The following is a 20302-nucleotide window of genomic DNA, read 5'->3' on the forward strand; positions in this document are numbered from 1 at the left end:
GGTTATATTCCCCCTTTGCGTCTGTGAGAACCGGCGCCTTTGCCCTGGGCCCGGTCGATCTTCTTCTGTTTCCGTTTTTTCTCCCGGGCCAGGCGCTCTGAGAGGGCCTGGGCGGTCTCTTCCATCTGGCATTTGCGGCACAGGGACAGGGCGAAACCGGTGTCGGTGACGGCAAAGGCCGCGCATTCCCGCATCCCCAGCGCCCCGCCCAGTTCCTCTTTGGAACAGGGGAGGGTGATGTGGGGCACCTGGTATTGCTTCGCCACGGCCCGGGCCTGGCCCATGGTGTTGTCTCCGGCGTTCTGGGCCAGCACCATCAGCCGTGCCTTGTGGGTGCGGGCGGCATCATAGGCGTTTTCGCCGCCGATGGCCAGGCTGCCCGCTTTTTTCATCAGGCCGATAAAGGCCAAAAGATTATTTTCCATCCTGGGCCCCTTCCTCCATCAGCTGCTGCCGCAAGGTGTCATAGACCTCATCGGGGATCTGGCAGTCAAGTGCCCGGGCCAGCGCCCGGCTCTTGATGGCCTTTTCCAGACAGGAGACGCTTTTGCACAGATAGGCGCCCCGGCCGGGGGCTTTTCCCTTGGGGTCATAGATGATGTCTCCCTGGGGCGTGCGGGTGATCCGGGCCAGTTGGGGTTTTTCCTTTTGCTGACGGCAGGCCACGCATTGGCGCACCGGGATCTTTTTTGGCATGATACCCTCCTCCTGTCTTCTGTCCCGGGACAATCCCGGGAGGTCTTGCTTTTTATTCTTCCGTTCCTTCGGCCACCGCAGCGGCGTCGGCCAGGGCCTTTTCCAGGGCCTGGGACTGGGGTTTGATGTCGATCTTCCAGCCGGTGAGCTTGGCGGCCAGACGGGCATTCTGTCCTTCCTTGCCGATGGCCAGGGACAGCTGGTCGTCAGGCACCACTACGCTGCAGCTTTTGCCGTCGGCGATGGGGGTGACCAGCAGCACATCCGCAGGAGACAGGGCCTCGGCCACAAACTGCACCGGGTCGTCGGAATATTTGATGATGTCGATCTTTTCGCCCTGGAGCTCTTCCACGATGCCGGCCACACGGGAGCCCCGGGGGCCCACGCAGGCGCCGATGGGATCCACATTTTCATCGGTGCTGGATACGGCGATTTTGGTGCGGCTGCCCGCTTCCCGGGCGATGGAGTTGATCAGCACGGTGCCGTCGTGGATTTCGGGCACTTCCAGCTCAAACAGCCGCTTGACCAGTCCCGGATGGGTACGGGAAATGATCATCTGAGGGCCTTTGACGCCCCGGCGCACTTCCACCAGATAGACCTTCAGCCGCTGGCCTTCCCGGATGGTCTCGTTCTTCACCTGTTCGGCCGCAGGGAGGATGGCCTCGGTCTTTTCTCTTCCGGTGCCCAATTCCAGGATCACCGTGCCGTAGCGGGGATCGATGCGGGTGACGGTGCCGTTTAAGATCTCGTGCTCTTTGGAGGCAAACTCATCGGCCACCATGCCCCGTTCGGCTTCCCGGATGCCCTGGATGATCACCTGCTTTGCCGTCTGGGTGGCGATGCGGCCGAATTTGCTGGCGTCGATGTCGATGCGGATCTCGTCGCCCACAGAGGCCTTGGAAGAGTGCTGGAGCGCTTCCTCCAGAGAGATCTCGGTGGCCGGATTGAGCACTTCGTCCACCACGGTTTTGACAGCGTGCATGGCGATGGCGCCGGTTTCCGGGTGGATCTCCACAAACACATTGTCCAAAGCGGCGCTCTGGGCATCCTTTTTATAAATGGCCTTGTAGGCGGCGGCCAGAGCCTGGGCGATGCGGTCCAGCATATAATCTTTCTTGATGCCCTTTTCCTTTTCCAGATCGGTCAGGGCCTGCATCAGTTCAGCGTTCATTTCTGCCTTCTCCTTCTTTCCTTCAACCTTTGATGGATGTAAAATCAAAATATTCCCGGCAGCCGGCCACATCCCCCATGGGATAACAGACCCCGTCCACTGTCAGGGAATCGCCGTCATAGTTTTCCAAAACGCCCACTTTGGTTTTCTGGCCGTCATGGGGCTTATAGAAAGAAAGCTCCACCCGGCGGCCCAGAGCCCACTGAAAGTGTTCCGGCCGGCGCAGCGCCCGCTCCATGCCGGCGGAGGAGACGCAGAGGGTATAGGGGGGCAGGCTGTTAAATTCCGGCGCATCCAGCAGAGGATCGATGGCCCGGCTGACATATTCGCAGTCCTCGATGTCCACACCGCTTTCCTTATCCACCACCACGGTGAGCAGATAACGGGGCCCTTCCTTTTCGAAAGTCACATCCCATAGCGTCAGGCCCCGATGGGCCACAGGCTCACGGCACATGGCATTCACCTTTTCCAGCAGCACCTTTGTCTGCATATCCATCCCTCCTATTTTGGTCTTTTCAATAAGAAAGAGTGGGTCACCCCACTCTCAGCGTTACACTCTACGGATAAAACATACATAGTATATCATTTCCCTTTGTCAAAAGCAAGAGCCGGAGGGGGGATTTCCCAAAAAACTACCCTCGTTCACGGTTTTTTCATAGGGGTTTCACAGCTTATTCTTGATTTGAAACGCTGGAATTTATTATAATAAGAAAAGCAAGGGTTGCTTTTCTTTTTTGGAAAGCACCTGGAAAGGAGCGTTCCTTATGGAAAATATCTGTCCTTACTGCGGACGCACTCTGGCGGAAGGGGAAAGCTGCACCTGTCCTCAGAGCGTTCTGCTGGAACATCAAAAGAAACAGGAGGAGGCAGAGGCCAATATGCCCCGGCCAGAGCCGGAAGAAAGACCCCTGGCCCCTCAGATCGACCCCGAGGCCATGGAGCCCCGGGCCAAAGAGGGAGAGCCTTCCCCTTCCCAGCCGGATGAGCCCAGGGAAGAAAACACCGCCCAGGCGCCTCCGCCGGAGTTTGACCCCGCCTTTTCTCAGCCGGCGCCTGCGCCCCGGTATCCTTCCCGGCTGACTCTGGCCTTTGAAAACTTCATTCCCTTTTTCAAGGCCTATTTCCGCGCGCCGGCCCAGACGATAGAAACCGCCTGCCGTCATCACGATCTGCCGCTGGGGCTGCTCTATCTGATCCTGCCCCTGGTTTCCTCGGCCGCTTTCTTTGTGTTGGGGCTGTGCCAGGGGCTGCGGGAGCTGGCTTATTATCTCAATCAGCTGTCGTCTGTGTTGTCCATCGCCGGAGCCGGCGGCCAGATCACTCTGGATCTGCCCCGGGCCATTCTGGGCGGCGTTCTGCTGCCGCTGGGTGTGATGGTGGTCTTTGCCCTGGGTCTGTTTTTGCTGGGGAAGACCGTCAAAGGCCCCATGGATCTGCAAAGCGCATTCCTCACTGTGGTTCTTAATTCCATTCTGCCCTCTGTTTTGCTGATCATTGCCATCCCGTTGCTCTATGTTTCCCTGTGGGTGTCGGCGGCCCTGGTCATGCTGGCTTTCCTCAGCTGGATTCTTTTGATGTTCCATACGGTGCATCATCTGTGTGCTCCCGCCCAGGGCGGCCGCTTTTGCTGGTGCTCCCTTTTCTTCTTCGCCCTTTCTTTGGCAGTGAGCGCCGTGCTTTGCGGCTTTATTCTGGAATTTGCCCTGGAGGCAGTGTCCATCACCAGCCCCCTGTTCAATCAGTTTATGAGTCCCTCCGGTTATCGCACCTACGGCTGGTAAAAATCGTTGTTCCCCTTTTTCCTCTTTCTGAAAAAAGAATGGGAAAAGGGGAACTTTTTTCTGTCCTTCTTCGTCCAAAGGCCAGAAAAAATTTCTGGAACCAAGGAGGATCACAGATGAAACGATGGACATGGATTATGGCGCTGATGCTGGCGCTGATGATCCCTTTGCAGGGATGCACATCCGATGCCCCCAAAGACGAGGGCGAGGAGCAAAACCAGCAGGAGCAGCAGGAAGAGGAACTGGAGCAGGAGGAAGACAAGGAGCCTGAGGAGGAGAAGGAGCCGGAGGATACCCAGGCCCCCACAGATGAGCCGGAAAATTCCGACGGCGATACACCGGTGTCCAATCAGGGACAGAACAACACATCTTCGGAAAATACTTCTGCTTCGGTTCAAAAGCCCCAGGGCGGCGGCAGCTCTTCCAGCCAGGGCAGCAGCCAGCCTTCCCAGGGGGGAGGAACCCAGCCCCAGCAGCCTCAGCAGCCCCAGCAGCCGGAAAAACCGGATGAGAAGCCTCAGCCTGCCCTGACCGCCAGTCAGGTGGTCTCCAACCTGCTGGGCCAGCATTCCATGGGCGACCTGGCCGATTATAACGGCATGGTGGGCACTCTCTATGGCGGCATTGACCTGTCCCAGATGGAGAGCTACTGTATCAAAGGCCCGGCCATGGGTACCACAGCCACCGAGATCGCCGTATTTCAGGTGAAGGACGGCGGCAGCACAGCCAGCGTGGAAAAAGCTCTGCGCCAGCGGGCCGATGATATTGCCCGCACCTTTGAGCAATACGATCCGGAACAGTATGAGATCGCCAAAAAAGCTGTGGTGCGCACCGAAGGCAATTATGTGTGCATGGTCATCGGCAGCAATGCCTCGGCCGTTGCATCCAGTTTTGAAAAGCTGGTATAAGCGCCAGAAGGCGTGTCCCACATGGGGCACGCCTTTTTTCTTGCCCATTTCCTCCCGGTCAAAAAGGTGATATAATATCAACATCCAGAAGAAACCGGGCTTAAAACCCGGACAGCAGAAAAGGAGAGATGGTCTATGAAGATGAAAAAACTGGGGCGCACCGGCCTGATGGTCACCGAAAATTCCTTCGGCGCCCTGCCTATCCAGCGTATCGATCAGAAGAGCGCCGTGGAGCTTCTGCACATGGCCTATGACGCTGGCATCAATTATTACGACACCGCCCGGGCCTACACCGACAGCGAGGAAAAGCTGGGTGCGGCCTTCCATGACCGCCGCAGCTCCATTGTGATCTCCACCAAAAGCCAGGGCAAGACCAAACAGCAGGTGCTGGACGATCTGGACACCAGCCTGAAAAACCTGCGCACCGATTATGTGGATATTCTCCAGCTGCACAACATCGCTTCCCTCCCCGATCCCCAGGATCCCGACGGCATCCATGCCGCTTTGGAAGAGGCGCGGAAGCAGGGCAAGTGCCGGTTTATCGGCATCACCTCTCACCGCCGTCCGGTGGCCGAAGCGGCAGCCAAGAGCGGCCTGTACGACACCGTTCAGTTCCCTGTGTCCCACATTTCTCCCCAGGAGGACATCGATCTCATCGACCTGTGCGGCAAGCTGGATGTGGGATTTATCGCCATGAAGGCCCTGTCCGGCGGCCTGATCACCTGTGCCCAGGCGGCCTATGCCTTCTTCCAGCAGATTCCCAACGCCGTGCCCATCTGGGGCATCCAGAAAAAAGAGGAATTGCAGCAATTTCTGGATTGCGCCCAGCAGGAAATCACCATGACCCCCGAGCTTCAGGCCGTCATCGAAAAGGACCGGAAGGAGCTGGCCGGGAACTTCTGCCGTGGCTGCGGCTATTGTATGCCCTGCCGGGAAGGCATCCAGATCAACACCATCGCCCGCCTGCCCCAGCTGCTGCGCCGCTCTCCCTGGCAGCAGTACATGACCGAGGAATGGTGCAAGGAGATGGAAAAGGTGGAAAACTGCCGCCGCTGCGGCGCTTGCGAAAGCAAGTGCCCCTATGGCCTGAACTGCACCCAGCTGCTGCGGGAAAGCCTGGAAGACTGGAAACAGTTCCGCAAGGAAAAGGGCTATACCGATCACATTGATTGATGTTTTGCAAATTTAATACAGATAGTATAAAGCCCCTTGGCGTGTTTATGCCAAGGGGCTGTTTTTATCGGCGGATACAATAGGAAAGATGAGGGGAATCCACTCCCTGATCCTTGGCATCGCCCCACAGAGACAAAGACTGATCACCCTGCATCAGCAGCAGATCCTTTCCCTGAGAAGCGATGGTGAAAAAGGATACGGAGCCATCTTGAGACACGGCCTGCACCATGGGAGTTTCACGATTTTCCCCGAAGGAGAACATGGCAAAATCACAGGAATAGATGTTGAAATATTCCACCTTATCTTCTTCCAAGGCGGCCAGAGCGAAGGTAAAGAGTCCGGAAGTGGGACCGCAGCACAGATAGCAGACCTCTTTGACGCCGTCCCCATCCACATCCAGAAGAGCCTGGTCCATATAGGGCGTCCAGGTTTCAGGGACAAACAGGCTGCCGTCGGGCACGGCGGAGGAAAGAGCAGCGCCGGGAGAGTAGCGAAAGGACGGCATGGGATCGGAGCCTTCCGCCTGGAAAACAAGACCGCCCTGCTGCGGGAGGAATCGGTAGACCGTTCCCTGGGCGCTTTCCAGTGTGATGGCGTCCTTCTGCTCCTGGTAGCGGCCGGTGTAGAGGGCAGAGGATAAAAAGCTGGGAGAGAAAGTAAATTCTTTGGTGTCCGGGAAGAGGGTCAGGCGGGCGGTGTCCTGGGAAGAGGAAAAGACATATTGCTCCCCAGAATGGGACAAGACGGCGGAATCTTCCGGGTTTGGGGCGCCCTTGGGCGCAGTAAACAGGCACAGGGCGGCCAGCAGGCAAGCGGTGGCCCCCAGGAAGTACCAGCGGCCAGCGGGCTTTTGGTAATGAAGAGCTTGCCGGATGCGGCTTTTCAAAGAGCTTTCCCCAAAGGCCAGGGCACAGGGAGCGGTGAATTTTCCCGGAACGCTGCACCGGATCAGAGCCTGGCAATATCCCTTTTTGTGTTCTGTTCCCAGTTTGTCCAGCACCCGCTGATCGCAGAAAAACTCCAGATCCCTGCAAAAAAGCAGATAGGCAAGCCACAGCACCGGATTGAACCAATGGACGGCCAGAATAAGAAAGGCCAGCAGCTTCCACACATGGTCAAGGCTTTTCAGATGGGTCTGCTCATGGGCCACCACATAGGGAATGTCCCCGGTTGGGAGGGAGGAGGGGAGATAGATTTTCGGACGGAACAGTCCCAGCAGGAAGGGGGACGGCAAATGATCGCACAGCCGGATGTTTTCCTTCCAGACTACGCTTTCCCCCAATTTGCGCCGGAGCGCCAGGAAGGAAAAGAGGGTGTAACCGGCCATCACGCCCAATCCGGCCACCCACAGGAAAAAGGCGGCCGTCATGGGGGAAGGGGCATTTTTCCCTGGAGTTTCTGTGGCAGATGGCACATCAAAGGTCACATCCGGAATGCCATTGATGTTTTCCGGGGAAAAGGGCGAAGGCTGGGCTATGGCCCCTTCCCTTTCCGATGGGGCCCAAGGGGATGGGGCCAGCGCAAAAGGAAGCTCCAGAGTAAAAGGGCACCAAAGCCGCAGGGCCACGAAAGCCCACAGCAGCAGTGTGCACCACCGGGGTGCTTTTTTGAGAAAAAGGCGCAGCACCATCACGGCCAGGGCCCCGCCGGCTCCGGCCAGGCTGATGGAAAGCAGCTGGGAGAAAAAGGATGCCATGTTTACTCCTCCTGGTATTCATCCACCATGCGGCGCAGGTACTCCACATCCTCCGGTGTCAGGTTTTTCCGGGAAGAAAAGGCGGCCAGAAAAGCAGGAAGGGAGCCTTGGAAGGTATCCTCCACAAATTTTTCGCTTTGGGCAGCGTAAAAGGCATCCCGGGACATGAGAGAGGTCACCGTTCCCTTTTGGTTTTGGAAGATCCCCTTTTCGCACAAACGCCGCAGCACCGTGAAAGAGGTGCTCTTTTTCCACCCCAGCAGCCGCAGGCTCTCCTGGGCCAGCTGGCCGGAGGAAATGGGTTCGTTGTTCCAGATGATATCGGCAAAGCGGGACTCGATGGCCCCCATGGTGAGATCGGGCATGGATAAAACCTCCTTGGTCTACATTGTGTAGCTTTAGTTTACCATGTGTAGACCGCGCTGTCAAGAAAAAAGCCGCCTCAAAAGAGGCGGCTCCAGGCTGTCAAAACCCATGTGGTTGAAGTGGACGGTTTGCCCTACCCTTCAACAATCCGCAAAAAGCCGCGACCTGTGCGTGGCTTTTTGCACCGCTCAAGGGGCAAGCGTGCGCCAAAGGCGTGCATACAGCCCCTTGCAAAAATTCGAAAAAGTGGCATTGAGCCACTTTTTCGATACACGCAAGCCGCCCCAAAAGGGCGGCTTGAAACTACTCTACATAGTCCCACAGGTTGCCAAAATCCATCTTTTTATAGATGTCGGTGGTGCGCACGCTGGCTTCCTCGGTCCACTTTTCCAGAAGCTCATTGAACTGCACATCCCGGGCCTCCTGCAAAATGGCTTCCTGGTTTTCGTCGTAATAGGTCACAGCCAGGGGCAGACGCTTGACGATGTAATAGCCATCGGTACCCACCAGCACACCGGTGATCTCCCCTTCTTCCAGCTCAAAAACCGTTTCAAACTGGGGGGAATTTGCACATTGGGAAGCCGTCATGACGATGCCCTGCACATTTTCCGTCATATAGGGGTCGTCGTTGTAGAGGGCCACCATCTGGGTGAAATCGGCGCCGGGCACCTGGGCCTGATCCAGGATGGTCTGGGCCCGGTCCATGCCCCGCTCAGGGGCGGAAGAAAAGGCCAGGCGGATATACTGCACGGTGGCATAATTTTCCGAGAAAAACTGCCGCAGATCCACATCGGAGAAGGAATACTCTCCCCCTTCCCCTACCATGTGATCATACAGCTTGTCATAGTAAAGGGTGTTTTCCTGGAATTTGTCATATACCCGGTCGGCCATAGCGGCCTGACGCAGGTATTTCAGGTATCCCGCCGTGCCGCCCTGGGCTTCGATCAGCTCGTCCTTGTTCTGCTTCAGATCCTCTTTTTCCTCTTTGGAAAGATCCAGGCCCAGCTTGTCGCATTGCTGCCGCACGATCTCGGCGGTGACGATCTGTTCCAGAGCGGCTTCCTTGGCTTCCTCCAGGGAGGGGTCGGCGTCCTCCTCTTCGGTGCTTCCGTCCTGGGACTGGAGATTGAGACGGTTGTATTCCAGATAAAAAGCCAGTTCAGCGGCATCCACCTTGTTTTTTCCCACCACAACGGCGGTGGGGCTGGGGGAGCAGCCGCCCAAAAGGCAGAGCGCCACAAGACAGCACAGAATATTCCGGTATTTCCTCATTTTTTATCCTCCGTGGGGCTGTTTTTCTCTATGGTATCACGGTTTTGTTCCTGATATAGCTCGAAAAAGGACGAGACCACCTTTTTGGCTTCTTCCAGGGGGTTCTGGGTTTTGCCCATCATCAAAGACAGATAGGGGGCGGCCCCGGCGGAAAGCAGCATCCGGCCCTTGAAGGAAGGATGGGAGCAAAGGATGCCGGCGATGGCAATGTCCCGGGGAGAGAAGGAGAACATCAACCGGCCCTCCCGCTGGTTGATCTCGCTGATGCCGCACTGACCGGCATGGGCCCGGAGCAGGGCGATCTCCAACAGGTTCATGGCCTGCTTGGGCACATCCCCGTACCGGTCCAGCATCTCATCCACCATATCGTCGTAATCGTCCCGGCTGCGGATGAGGGCGATGCGCCGGTAAAGATCCACCCGCTGGCCGGAATCGGGCACATAGCTTTGGGGCAGAGAGGCGCTGACAAGCAGGTCTGCGCTGCATTCGGTGTAAGCCGGACGGCTCTGGCCTCCGGCCTCTGCCACCGCCTCTTCCAACAGCTTCAGATACAGATCGTAGCCCACCGACAGCATATGGCCGCTTTGTTCGGCCCCCAGCACATTGCCTGCGCCCCGGATCTCCAGATCCCGCATGGCGATCTTGAAGCCGGAACCGAACTCGGCAAACTCCCGGATGGCCGAAAGCCGCTTCTGGGAGATCTCCGACAGCACCTTCCCCCGCCGGTAGGTGAGGTAGGCATAGGCCCGCCGGTGAGAGCGGCCAATGCGGCCCCGGATCTGATGAAGCTGGGCCAGGCCCATATAGTCGGCGTCCTCGATGACCAGGGTGTTGGCGTTGGCGATGTCAATGCCTGTTTCGATGATGGTGGTGCACACCAGGATCTGCACTTCCCCGTTGTAGGTGCGGGTCATCACCGAGGACAGTTCGTGCTCGCTCATTTTGCCGTGGGCAATGCCGATGGTGGCATCGGGGAACTGCTGCTGAAGGAAGGAGACCACTTTGTCCATGGAATCGATCCGGTTGTGCAGGTAATACACCTGTCCGCCCCGGGCCAGCTCCTTACGGATGGCGTCGCAGATCACTCCCTGGTCGTATTCCAGCACATAGGTCTGCACCGGCTGCCGGTCGTGGGGGGCCTCCTCCAGCACCGACATATCCCGGATGCCCGACAGGGCCATGTTCAGGGTACGGGGAATGGGGGTGGCGGTGAGGGTGAGCACATCCACCTGATGGGCCATTTCCTTGATCTGTTCCTTGTGGGACACGCCGAAGCGCTGCTCCTCGTCCACCACCAAAAGGCCCAGATCCTTGAAGTGCACATCCTTCTGGAGCATCCGGTGGGTGCCGATGACGATGTCGATCTCCCCGGAATGGAGCATCCGCAGAGTCTCCTTCTGCATTTTGGGGGTGCGGAAGCGGCTGAGGGTGTCGATCTTGATGGGATAGCCGGAAAAACGGGACAGGGCGGTGAGAAAATGCTGCCGGGCCAAAACGGTGGTGGGCACCAGCACGGCGGCCTGTTTTCCCGACATGACGCATTTCATAATGGCCCGGAAAGCCACTTCGGTTTTGCCGAAGCCCACATCCCCGCACAGCAGCCGGTCCATGGGATGGGGCTGTTCCATATCTTTCTTGATTTCCCGGGTGCAGGTCAGCTGGTCCTCGGTCTCCTCGTAGGGGAAAGCCTCTTCAAAGCTGCGCTGCCAGTCGTCGTCGGGCAGGAAAGCAAAGCCCGGGGTGCTGCGGCGGGCGGCATAGAGCTTGATCAGCTGGTCGGCCAGATCCCGGGCGGCCTTCTTGGCCCGCACCTTGGTTTTGGCCCAGGAGGTCCCTCCCAGCTTGCTGAGCCGGATGTTGGCATCCTCCGGAGCGCCGATGTATTTGCTCACCAGGTCCAGGGCGGTGGCAGGCACATAGAGAAAGTCGGTGCCCGCAAAGGCGATCTTCAGATAATCCCGGGTGACTCCGTCGCTCTGGATGCGCTCCACGCCCACGAACCGGCCGATGCCGTGGTGCTCGTGGACCACATAATCCCCCGGGGTCAGATCGCTGAAGGATTTGACCCGGTCCCGGTTGCTGGCCTTTTTCCGGGGGGCGCTGTCCCGCCGCCGCTGGAGAATGGCTCCGTCGCACAAAATGGCCAGGGCGATGGAGGGATACTCTACCCCGGCGGATAAAGACCCTTCCAGCAGACACACATGATCCCGCTCCGAAAAATCGGTGGTGTAGGGAACATCGTTTTCCGCCAGAAGCCGGGCCATGTTTTGCAGCCGCTGGGGGCCGCCGGTGAGGACGCACACCTGGTAGCCCAGGGAAAGGTAGGTGCGGATATCCCCCAGAGCGGTTTCCAGACTGCCGCCGTAGGGAGGCAGCTGCTTGGCCGTCAGGGAAAAGATGGCGTCGGGAGACAGTCCGCCGGAGGAAGTGAGGAAAGAGTCCATGGCCACCAGTCCCAGGCTTTCCAGCCGGGCCAGAGCCTGCTCAAAGCTGAGGGAGAAGGTGCAGTGGGAAGGGATCAGGCATCCCTGTTCCAGAAGGCTTGCCACATCCTCACTGACCCGGAAGGCAAAACCGCTCCCCCCTTCCCGCAGAGCGGGAGTATCGTCCAGAATCACCAGGGTGTTTTCCGGCAGATAGTCCAGAGCGGTGGGCAGGCCGGGATAGATCAGGGGCAGATACCGGTCGCAGGCCGGAAACAGTCCTTCCTGCTGGAGCCGCTGGGCGTCCTGTTCCAGGTTTTTCCGCAAGGCGGGGGCGGTGTTTTTGTGCCCAGCCAGCTTCAGAAGCTGCTGGGCCAGCCCTTCCTTTCCCCCCTCATACAGTTGGGGCAGGGTTTCCCGGGCAGGGAGAACCAGTACCTTTTCCACATTTTGCAGCCGCCGCTGGCTCTGGGGATCAAACTGGCCCAGAGAGTCCACGGTATCTCCGAAAAATTCCGCCCGCACCGGCAAAGTGGCCCCGGCGGGGAAAATATCCACAATACCGCCCCGCACCGAAAACTGGCCGCTTCCTTCCACCGAAAGACAGCGGGTATAGCCTGCTCCCACCAGAGCCTGCTCCAGCTCTTCCAGGGGCACTTCCCCATCCAGCTCCAGGGAGATGGCCGCCTGCTCCAGGGCTTTCGGCGGGATGCAGGCCATCATCAGTCCTTCGATGGATGCCGCCATCACCGGGTGCTTTCCATGGGAAAAGGTATAAAGGGCCTCCAAACGCTGGTGTTCGTAGTCCCGGGAGGCGCCTTCCATATTGTGGAACACATATTCCCGCCCGGGCAGCAGGGAGACAGGCAGGCCGGACAGATGGGAAAAATCCCCGGCCAGCCGCCGGGCGCTTTCTTCATCCCGGCTGACCATCACCACCGGCCGGCCGGTGTCTTTTTGCAGGGCGGCGGCAAAATGAGCCTTGTGCACCGGGGATACACCGTAGAGAGAAACGGTCTTTTTTCCCTCATCCAGGGCCTGTTTCAGCCCTCTGTATTCCGGCAGAGCATTGAGACTTTGCAGCAGTTCTTTCATGTTTTTCTCCATAAGGCTATCCCCCGTTCCCAAAGGAACGGGGGTGTGAAAAATGTCAAATTTTGCGTTCTGCTCATTCTTTGGGGGCGGGAGGCGCGCCGTTGAACGCCTGCATGGCGGCGTCCACTCCCTGAAAGATCAGGGTAAGGGCGGCTTCCGGGGCCCGCTTGATCCCTTCATAGGCATCGGAATCCACGGTGTCCAGCACAAAATCTTTCAGATCCTCCTCCCCTTTCTGGGGAGCGCCCACACCGATCTTCACCCGGGGGAACTGATCGGAGGACAGCTGGTAGATGATGTTTTTGATGCCGTTGTGACCGCCGGCCGAGCCGCTGCGGCGCACCCGCAGCCGTCCGGAAGGCAGGCTGATGTCGTCATAAAGCACCACGATGTGCTCCGGGGGCACCTGGAAGGTCTGAGCCAGATCACGCACCGCTTCCCCCGACAGGTTCATAAAGGTCTGGGGCTTTGCCAGAAGCAGGGTCTTGCCATCCTTCTGGCAAAAGGTGTAGAGAGCCCGGTGCTTGGCCTGATTGATCCGATCCACACCCAGCTCTCGGGCCAGAAGGTCCAGGGCCATAAAACCGGCGTTGTGGCGGGTGGTCTCATATTGCCGCCCCGGATTCCCCAGGCCGACGATGAGATAGTCGGCCTTTTGGGGAGGGGTTTCTTTTTTTCGTCTGAAAATGGGGATACACCTCGCAGGGGCTTAGTTGAACAGATCGGACACAGAAGACTCGTCATAGATGCGCTTGATGGCTTCGGTGAAGATCTCGGCCACGGAGAGCACCTTGAATTTGTCGCTCTTCTTGTGCTCAGGCAGGGGGATGGTATCCAGCAGGATCACTTCTTTGATGACGCTGTCATTGAGCCGCTGGATGGCCGGGCCGGAGAGCACGCCGTGGGTGGCGCAGGCATAAACTTCCTTGGCGCCGCCGATTTCCACCAGAGCCTTGGCGGCGTTGCACAGAGTGCCGGCGGTGTCGATCATATCGTCGGCCAGGATGACGGTCTTGCCTTCCACATTGCCGATGATGTTCATCACTTCAGACACATTGGCCTGGGGACGGCGCTTGTCGATGATGGCCACAGGCAGATCCAGCTTTTCGGTGAACTTCCGGGCGCGGCCCACGCTGCCCAGGTCGGGAGCAACCATCATCACATCCGGATTGCCAATGCCGAATTTCTTGGCAAAATAGGGGATCAGCACCGAAGAGCCCAGCATATGATCCACAGGGATGTTGAAGAAGCCCTGGATCTGAGCAGCGTGCAGGTCCATGGTCAACACCCGGTCGGCGCCGGCGGCGGTGATCAGGTCGGCCACCAGCTTGGCGGAGATGGGATCGCGGGCCTTGGCCTTCCGGTCCTGACGGGCATAGCCGAAATAGGGCATAACGGCGGTGATACGGCCGGCAGAAGCCCGGCGCAGAGCGTCGATCATGATGAGCATTTCCATCAGATGATCGTTCACCGGCTCGCAGGTGGACTGGATCAGGAACACATCGGTGCCCCGCACCGACTCATTGATGGAGACCGAAATCTCTCCATCGGAAAAGCGTTTCAGGCTGGCGTCGCCCAGAGGCACGCCCACCATGGTGCAGATGTCGGAAGCCAACTTGGGATTGGAGTTTCCGGTGAAGATCTTGATGCTGTTGCCGTGCGGAATCATAGCACATTCCCCTTTTTATAGAATTTCAAAATAATAAATCACACTTTTAAAGCAGGCCCTTTTCCCGGCGGCGGCGGACCCATTCCTCTTTGTTCACCTGGCGGGCCCGGGCAATGGCCAGAGCCTCAGCGGGCACATCGTCGGTGATGGTGGAGCCGGCGGAAATATAAGTATCATCCCCCAGATGCACCGGAGAGATCAGGTTTACATTGCAGCCGATGAAGCTGTCGTCGCCCACAATGGTTTTGTATTTTTTCTTGCCGTCGTAGTTGACCACGATGACGCCGCCGCCCACATTGCACCGCTCACCCAGCTCGATGTCACCCAGATAGGACAGGTGAGCGATTTTGGTACCGGTGCCGATCTTGGCCTTTTTCAGCTCCACAAAGTCGCCGATGCGCACCTTTTCTCCCACATCGCAGCCGGGGCGGATGTAGGCATAGGGACCGACGGTGGTCTGGGCGCCGATGGTGCTTTCGATCACCTGGGAGGAGTTGACCGAAGCGCCGCAGCCGATGACGCTGTCCACGATCATGGCGTTGGGGCCCACTTTGGCGGTGGCCTCGATGTGGCTGCGGCCATAGATATAGCAGCCGGGCATGATGAGACTGCCGCTTTCCAGAAGAGCATCCGGAGAAATATGTGTAGTGGCGGGGTCGACGATGATCACCCCTGCTTCCATATGGGACCGGTTGATCCGCTGGCGGAGAAGCTCCTGACAGCGGTACACATCCAGGCCGTTCTGTATGGCGCAGCCGTCTTCCGGAGAGAGGGAGACTTCGGTGAGCATGGGGCCCAGAGCCCGCAGCTCGTCCACCAGGGTGATGCGGCGGCCAGACAGGCGCTGCAATACATCCCAAGGGGCATACAGGGCCATGGGATGGTGGTTTTCGTCAGCCAGAAGGCCGCAGGATTGCTCCATCAGTTTGCCCAGAGTGCCCCGGGTCAAAGCGGGGAGACATTCAAAAAACACCAGCCCCTGCTGTGCCCCATCCACTTGGGAAAACAGAGAGGGCTCACCGGAAAAATCGGTTTCCAGGGCGGGAACATCCAGACCGCTGCAAGCCTGGCCCGCCAGATAGATCTGCTGACAGCCGAAGGCTTTGGCCAGAGTCACCGGGTAAGAGCAGGCGGGCCGGGACAAGATCTCAGCCTGAGAGGAAAGATCAGCGGGATCGTTATAGATCAGGGCGCATACATCCATGGGGATCGCCTCCTGTATGAAATTTTTCACAGGGATGGGGACAAAGCCCCGTCGGCCGTGCTTCCCTTCTCCCCCGAAGGGAAGAGGAAAGGGCCGTAAAAAATGGAGGTATCATGGCCGGAGGGCCATAACACACTAATTATAGCAGAGAAACAGCGAAAAAGCACCACCCTTTCGGGAAAAATATAAATCTTTACCCGGCGGGAGAGAATTGCTATAATATTTTCAGACAAAATACCCCCAAAAAGTGCCCCCTCTTTTTCCAAAAGAGGCAGGGCATTTTTCCGTGGGGAAAGGAGGATGCCATGGAACCGATTTTGCGTATCCGCCAGGATGTGCGCAAGGCCTGCGCCCAGGTAGCGGCGGTGAAGGACCCGGATATGGCGCTGCTGTTCTGCTATATTGCCGCCCGGGGCGAGGGCTGCGCTCTGCCGGAGCCCCGGCAGCTGGGGCTGGACGAAACCCGGCTGCAAAAGGCACGCAGTCTGCTGGTGCTCTACGGGGTGTGCAGCGACAGTGAAGGCCCGCAAAAACCCCGGAAAGAAATCCAGTGGGACCCGGGAGAGATCAAGGAAGCCCGGCAGCATGATCAGGCTTTTTCCGGCCTGTGCCAATATTATGAAGGCGCCCTGGGGCGGATGCTGCGCAAAAGCGAACTGGAGATCCTCTATTCGGTGTACAGCGGCCTGGGGATGCCCGCTGAGGTGCTGATGCTGCTCATCAACTACTGCGCCGGACGGAACCGGCTTTCCTCCCGGTTTTTCGAGCAGGAGGCCTACCGGTGGCAGAAGGACGGCGTGGAGACCTACGCCCAGGCCGAGGAATACCTGGCTGCTTTGGAGCGCCGCCACAGCCGCCAGGGGGAGATCATGAGCCTGTTCGGCATCCGGGACCGGAAGCTGTCGGAAAGCGAACAGCTGATGGTGGACAAGTGGATTTCCCACGGCTATGACAACGATCTCATTGCCCTGGCCTATGACCGGACGGTGCTGCGCACCGGCGGGCTGAAATGGGCCTATCTGGACAGTATTCTGGAAAGCTGGAAAACGGCGGGCTACAAGACCCGGGATGAAGTGGAAAAGGGCGAAGGAAAGAGCGCACCGGCCCGGCAAAATGCCCCCTCGCCTCAGCCTGTCCACAGCCGGGGTGAGTTTGAAAGCGGTGTGGTAGCCGCTGTCACAAAGGCCTTTGAACGCAAGCGCCTTCAGCGGCAGCAGCTTCAGCAAGCCCGGCTGGAAGGACTGCGAAAAGACGGGGAGTTTGCCCAGAACGAACGGGAATTGCGGCTGTGCGCCAGCCGGGCGGCCCGGGCGGCCCTGGGGGAGGAACCGGGAGAAGTGCAGCGGCTGCGGGAGGAAAACAACCGGCTTTTGGTCCGGCGCAGACAGATCCTCCTTCGCCTGGGCCATGGGGAGGATTATCTGGAACCGCCCTACGAATGCCCTCACTGCAAGGACCAGGGATACATCGGCACCGAAATGTGCCAGTGTTTCCGGCAGGCCTGTGAGAAGGAGCAGGCCCGCCGGCAGAACGGATAAACAAAACTGTCGAAAAGCTTGCATGGTGGAAAGGGGCTGGCTGCCCTTCCCTTCACCAATTCGCAAAAAACAGTGACCTGTGCGGCGCTTTTTGCACTTCTCAAGGGGCAAGTGTGGCCGATTGGCCACGAAAAGCGGTCAATCGGCTGCATGCAGACCCTTGCAAAACCCCCTAAAGTGGCTTTGGCCACTTTTTCGACACACTGAAAAGGACTGGGAAAATTCCCAGTCCTTTTTGCTTGTTTGTTAGTTCTGATAATCCAGAGTGATGGTGCCGTCCTCGTTTTGTTTGACGGCCTCTTTGTCCAAAAACAGCTCGTCGATGGCATGGAAGAACTCTTCCATGGAAGAGAAGCGCAGCTTGGCGTTCTGGATGATCTTTTTACCCAGCTCGGCGTTGTTGGAAAGCAGAGCTTCGGCCATGAGCACCTGATACTGGGCGGACATGACCAGGGCGGATTCCGGATCGGCAATGCGGTAATCGGAGCCGTGGGCCACGCCGCAGGCGCCGGAGGCATAGGGCTGGACGGTGGGCATGACGGCGGACACATCGCCCACATCGGTGCAGCCGGTGCTGCGGCCCCGCTTGACCAGAGCGTCCTCGCCGAAGCACTGCTTGACGATTTCGCAGGTCAGGTCATAAAGCTGCTCATCGTTTTCCAGAGGGGTGTAGCCCGGACGGTCTTTCAGCACCACATTGGCGCCCATGGAGGCAGCCGAAGCGGCCAGCGCACGGTTGATCTTGGTGTTGGCTTCCTTGATGGCTTCCAAAGAAGCGCCACGCACATAGCTTTCCATGCGCACATCGTTGGGGATGGCGTTGACAGCGCCGCCGCCCTTGGTGATGATGGGATGGAAGCGGATGGTGTCCTTCTCCTGGAAGGTCTCCCGGAGAGCGTTGGCAGCGTTCATGGCCTGGCTGGCTGCATACAGGGCATTGACGCCCAGATGGGGAGCGCCGCCGGCATGGGCCGAAACGCCTATAAAATTGATGTTCTTGGTGACGCAGCCGTTGTTGCCCGGAGTCAGGGCGATGGAGGGATGATCTCCGACGCCGGTGTGGACCAGAAGGGCGATGTCGCAGCCGTCCATATAGCCACGGTGCATGAACTCCACTTTGCCGCCGAAGTATTTGATGACGCCCTGCTTGCGCAGTTCTTCCCGGAAGCCGATTTCGATCAGCTCTTCGGCGGGGACGGCCATCAGGCGGATGGAGCCGCTCATGTTGTCCATGGCGCCGGGCTGCTTCAGCGCGGCGGCGATGCCCAGAAGGGCAGAAACCTGGCAGTGGTGGCCGCAGGCGTGGACATAGCCGGTCTCCGGGTCACAGTCGGGGTGAGTGGAGACGATCAGGCTGTCCAGCTCGCCCATGATCAGCAGCTTGGGGCCGGGTTTACCGGTGTCGATGTCGGTATAGAAACCGGGGATGTTCCCCGCTTCCACCAGCTCATAGCCCAGCTTTTTGAATTCTTCGGCCAGGTAGGCGTGGGTTTTCCACTCCCGATAGCCGGTCTCCGGATGCTTCCAGATGTAATCGGCGGCGGAAAACATCACTTCCCGCTGGGAAGCCACGATCTCTTTCAGTTGATTTGCCCGTTCGGTGCTTATCATTTTGATCTTCTCCTTTTCCCGGGGCGCGCCCCTTTGTATTTGTTCCGCTTTTTATTATACTGCCCCTTGCGAAAAAAATGCAGGGGTGAGGATGGAGAAATTCCCCCGGAAAATCTGGTGAAACCGCCCAAAATCAAAACTGGTCGCAGCCGCAATGGGGACATTTGAGAAAACAAAGCTTATATCATCAATCTGCAAAAAGCGGGAGCATGATGCTCCCGCTTTTGCGATGAAATTTTGTTAGATATTCTGGAAGTCCAGAGTGATGGTGCCGTCCTCGTTCTGGGTGACGGCCTTTTTGTCCAGGAAGATCTTGTCCACGGCGGCGAAGTAATCCTTCTTGTCGGGATAAAGGAGATCGGCTTCCTTGATGACCTTCTGGGCCATCTCGGCGTTGTTACTCAGCAGAGCCTCGGCCATCAGCACCTGGTACTGGGCCGAAACCACCAGAGCGGTTTCCGGATCGCTGATGCCGTAGTCGGAGCCGTGGCCCACGCCGCAGGCGCCGGAGCAATAGGGCTGGATAGTGGGCATCACACAGGAAATATCACCCATGTCGGTGCAGCCGGTGCCCCACTTGGTGTCCTCTTGGATCCATTCTTCGCCAAAAGCTTCCTTCACCACATCCACGGTCAGCTGATACAGATTCTTGTCGTTGTACAGGGGGCAGTAGCCGGGGAAGTCCTGGAGATGCACATTGGCGCCCATGGCCGCAGCAGAAGAGGCCAGAGCCCGGTTGATCCGGTTGTTGGCCGAGACGATGGCCTCGATGCTGGCGCCCCGCACATAGCTTTCCACCCGCACATCGTTGGGGATGGCGTTGACTGCGCCGCCGCCCTTGGTGATCACCGGATGGAAGCGGATGTAATCCTTCTCCTGGAAGGTCTCCCGGAGAGCGTTGACGGCGTTGAGGCCCAGGTTGGCCGCATACAGAGCGTTGACGCCCAGATGAGGTGCGCCGCCTGCATGAGCGGAAACGCCTTCGTAGTTGATGTTCTTGGTCAGGCAGCCGTTGTTGCCCACGCCCACACCGATGCCTTTGTGCTCGCTGTTGGAGGTGTGCACCAGAAGGGCGATGTCGCAGTCGTCCATAAAGCCGCGGTACATGAACTCCACTTTGCCGCCGAAATATTTGATGATGCCCTGTTCCCGCAGGCTGGCCCGGTAGCCGATTTCGATCAGTTCTTCGGCGGGCACGGCCATCAGGCGGATGGAGCCGCTCATGCCGTCCAGAGCGCCGGGCTGCTTCAGCGCAGCAGCGATGCCCAGCAGGGCGGCAGACTGGGCGTGGTGGCCGCAGGCGTGGACATAGCCGGTCTCCGGATCACACTCGGGATGGGTGGAGACGATCAGGCTGTCCAGCTCGCCCATGATCAGCAGTTTGGGGCCGGGCTTGCCGGTATCGATATCGGTATAGAAACCGGGGATGTTGCCCGCTTCCACCAGTTCATAACCCAGCTTCCGGTATTCAGCGGCCAGATATTCGTGGGTCTTCCACTCACGGTAACCGGTTTCGGGATGCTTCCAAATATGGCGCTCGGCGGCGAACATCAGCTCACGCTGGGAGGCCACCATTTCTTTCAGGGCTTTCACCCGATCGGGATTCATCATAAGGCATCTTCTCCTTTTCTGTTTGTGGGAGAGACTATCACAGCCGCTCCACAGTTATTATACCATGGGCCGGATGGGAAGAAAGGGG

General features: G+C 58.3%; 17 protein-coding genes. 4 read left to right on the forward strand and 13 right to left on the reverse strand.

Going from position 1 to position 20302, the window contains the following annotated elements:
• Positions 1 to 2 precede the first annotated feature (2 nt).
• From H6A25_RS02465 to rimP, 4 genes are read right to left on the reverse strand one after another with little or no spacing between them, the layout of a single operon-like run.
• Positions 3 to 425, reverse strand: coding sequence for a L7Ae/L30e/S12e/Gadd45 family ribosomal protein (locus H6A25_RS02465; protein ID WP_204750433.1), 423 nt, complete (start codon positions 423 to 425; stop codon positions 3 to 5).
• On the reverse strand, positions 415 to 696 hold the full coding sequence (gene rnpM, locus H6A25_RS02470; protein WP_204750434.1) for an RNase P modulator RnpM: 282 nt from the start codon (positions 694 to 696) through the stop codon (positions 415 to 417). The genes H6A25_RS02465 and rnpM overlap by 11 nt, the downstream gene beginning before the upstream one ends.
• 52 nt (positions 697 to 748) lie before the next feature.
• Complete coding sequence (nusA, locus tag H6A25_RS02475; protein WP_204750435.1) at positions 749 to 1867, reverse strand: transcription termination factor NusA; 1119 nt, start codon at positions 1865 to 1867, stop codon at positions 749 to 751.
• 22 nt (positions 1868 to 1889) lie between these two features.
• A complete protein-coding gene (rimP, locus tag H6A25_RS02480) occupies positions 1890 to 2357 on the reverse strand; it encodes a ribosome maturation factor RimP (RefSeq protein ID WP_243423186.1) in 468 nt (155 codons plus the stop codon).
• Positions 2358 to 2631: 274 nt separating this feature from the next.
• Here rimP and H6A25_RS02485 point away from each other — a divergent pair, with 274 nt between their 5' ends.
• From H6A25_RS02485 to H6A25_RS02495, 3 genes are all read left to right on the forward strand, one after another.
• Complete coding sequence (locus tag H6A25_RS02485; RefSeq protein ID WP_204750436.1) at positions 2632 to 3648, forward strand: hypothetical protein; 1017 nt, start codon at positions 2632 to 2634, stop codon at positions 3646 to 3648.
• A gap of 116 nt (positions 3649 to 3764) precedes the next feature.
• The gene (locus H6A25_RS02490) at positions 3765 to 4556 is read left to right on the forward strand and encodes a DUF4358 domain-containing protein (protein ID WP_204750437.1); all 792 of its coding nucleotides are present in this window, start codon (positions 3765 to 3767) and stop codon (positions 4554 to 4556) included.
• Positions 4557 to 4691: 135 nt separating this feature from the next.
• Positions 4692 to 5729, forward strand: a complete 1038-nt coding sequence (locus H6A25_RS02495; RefSeq protein ID WP_204750438.1) for an aldo/keto reductase — start codon at positions 4692 to 4694, stop codon at positions 5727 to 5729.
• Positions 5730 to 5793: 64 nt separating this feature from the next.
• On the opposite strand, the gene H6A25_RS02500 is transcribed toward H6A25_RS02495, so the two are convergent.
• The 7 genes from H6A25_RS02500 to H6A25_RS02530 form a co-directional block, all read right to left on the reverse strand.
• Entirely contained in the window at positions 5794 to 7425 is a 1632-nt protein-coding gene (locus tag H6A25_RS02500; RefSeq protein ID WP_204750439.1) for a M56 family metallopeptidase, read from the reverse strand.
• Positions 7426 to 7427: 2 nt separating this feature from the next.
• Positions 7428 to 7790 (reverse strand): BlaI/MecI/CopY family transcriptional regulator, encoded by a 363-nt coding sequence (locus H6A25_RS02505; RefSeq protein ID WP_204750440.1) that lies wholly within the window; start codon positions 7788 to 7790, stop codon positions 7428 to 7430.
• Between the two features lie 304 nt (positions 7791 to 8094).
• A complete protein-coding gene (locus tag H6A25_RS02510) occupies positions 8095 to 9063 on the reverse strand; it encodes a peptidylprolyl isomerase (protein ID WP_204750441.1) in 969 nt (322 codons plus the stop codon).
• Positions 9060 to 12593 (reverse strand): transcription-repair coupling factor, encoded by a 3534-nt coding sequence (gene mfd, locus H6A25_RS02515; RefSeq protein ID WP_243423188.1) that lies wholly within the window; start codon positions 12591 to 12593, stop codon positions 9060 to 9062. The genes H6A25_RS02510 and mfd overlap by 4 nt, the downstream gene beginning before the upstream one ends.
• Before the next feature lie 61 nt (positions 12594 to 12654).
• Positions 12655 to 13275, reverse strand: a complete 621-nt coding sequence (pth, locus tag H6A25_RS02520) for an aminoacyl-tRNA hydrolase (protein WP_345941570.1) — start codon at positions 13273 to 13275, stop codon at positions 12655 to 12657.
• Positions 13276 to 13290: 15 nt separating this feature from the next.
• Positions 13291 to 14250 (reverse strand): ribose-phosphate diphosphokinase, encoded by a 960-nt coding sequence (locus H6A25_RS02525; protein WP_204750442.1) that lies wholly within the window; start codon positions 14248 to 14250, stop codon positions 13291 to 13293.
• 46 nt (positions 14251 to 14296) lie between these two features.
• Positions 14297 to 15454 carry a DapH/DapD/GlmU-related protein gene (locus tag H6A25_RS02530; RefSeq protein WP_204750443.1) on the reverse strand — a complete coding sequence of 386 codons (1158 nt, stop codon included), beginning with the start codon at positions 15452 to 15454 and terminating at the stop codon, positions 14297 to 14299.
• Between the two features lie 305 nt (positions 15455 to 15759).
• Between H6A25_RS02530 and H6A25_RS02535 the strand changes: the two genes are divergently transcribed.
• A complete protein-coding gene (locus H6A25_RS02535) occupies positions 15760 to 16992 on the forward strand; it encodes a DnaD domain protein (protein ID WP_204750444.1) in 1233 nt (410 codons plus the stop codon).
• A gap of 246 nt (positions 16993 to 17238) precedes the next feature.
• Here H6A25_RS02535 and H6A25_RS02540 read toward each other — a convergent pair whose 3' ends face one another.
• Both H6A25_RS02540 and H6A25_RS02545 read right to left on the reverse strand, forming a co-directional pair.
• Entirely contained in the window at positions 17239 to 18603 is a 1365-nt protein-coding gene (locus tag H6A25_RS02540; RefSeq protein WP_204750445.1) for an amidohydrolase, read from the reverse strand.
• A 240-nt stretch (positions 18604 to 18843) separates the two neighbouring features.
• A complete protein-coding gene (locus tag H6A25_RS02545) occupies positions 18844 to 20214 on the reverse strand; it encodes an amidohydrolase (RefSeq protein ID WP_204750446.1) in 1371 nt (456 codons plus the stop codon).
• Positions 20215 to 20302 lie beyond the last annotated feature (88 nt).

Source organism: Intestinimonas butyriciproducens, from assembly GCF_016901775.1.
In the GTDB taxonomy this organism is placed as follows: Bacteria; Bacillota; Clostridia; order Oscillospirales; family Butyricicoccaceae; genus Pseudobutyricicoccus.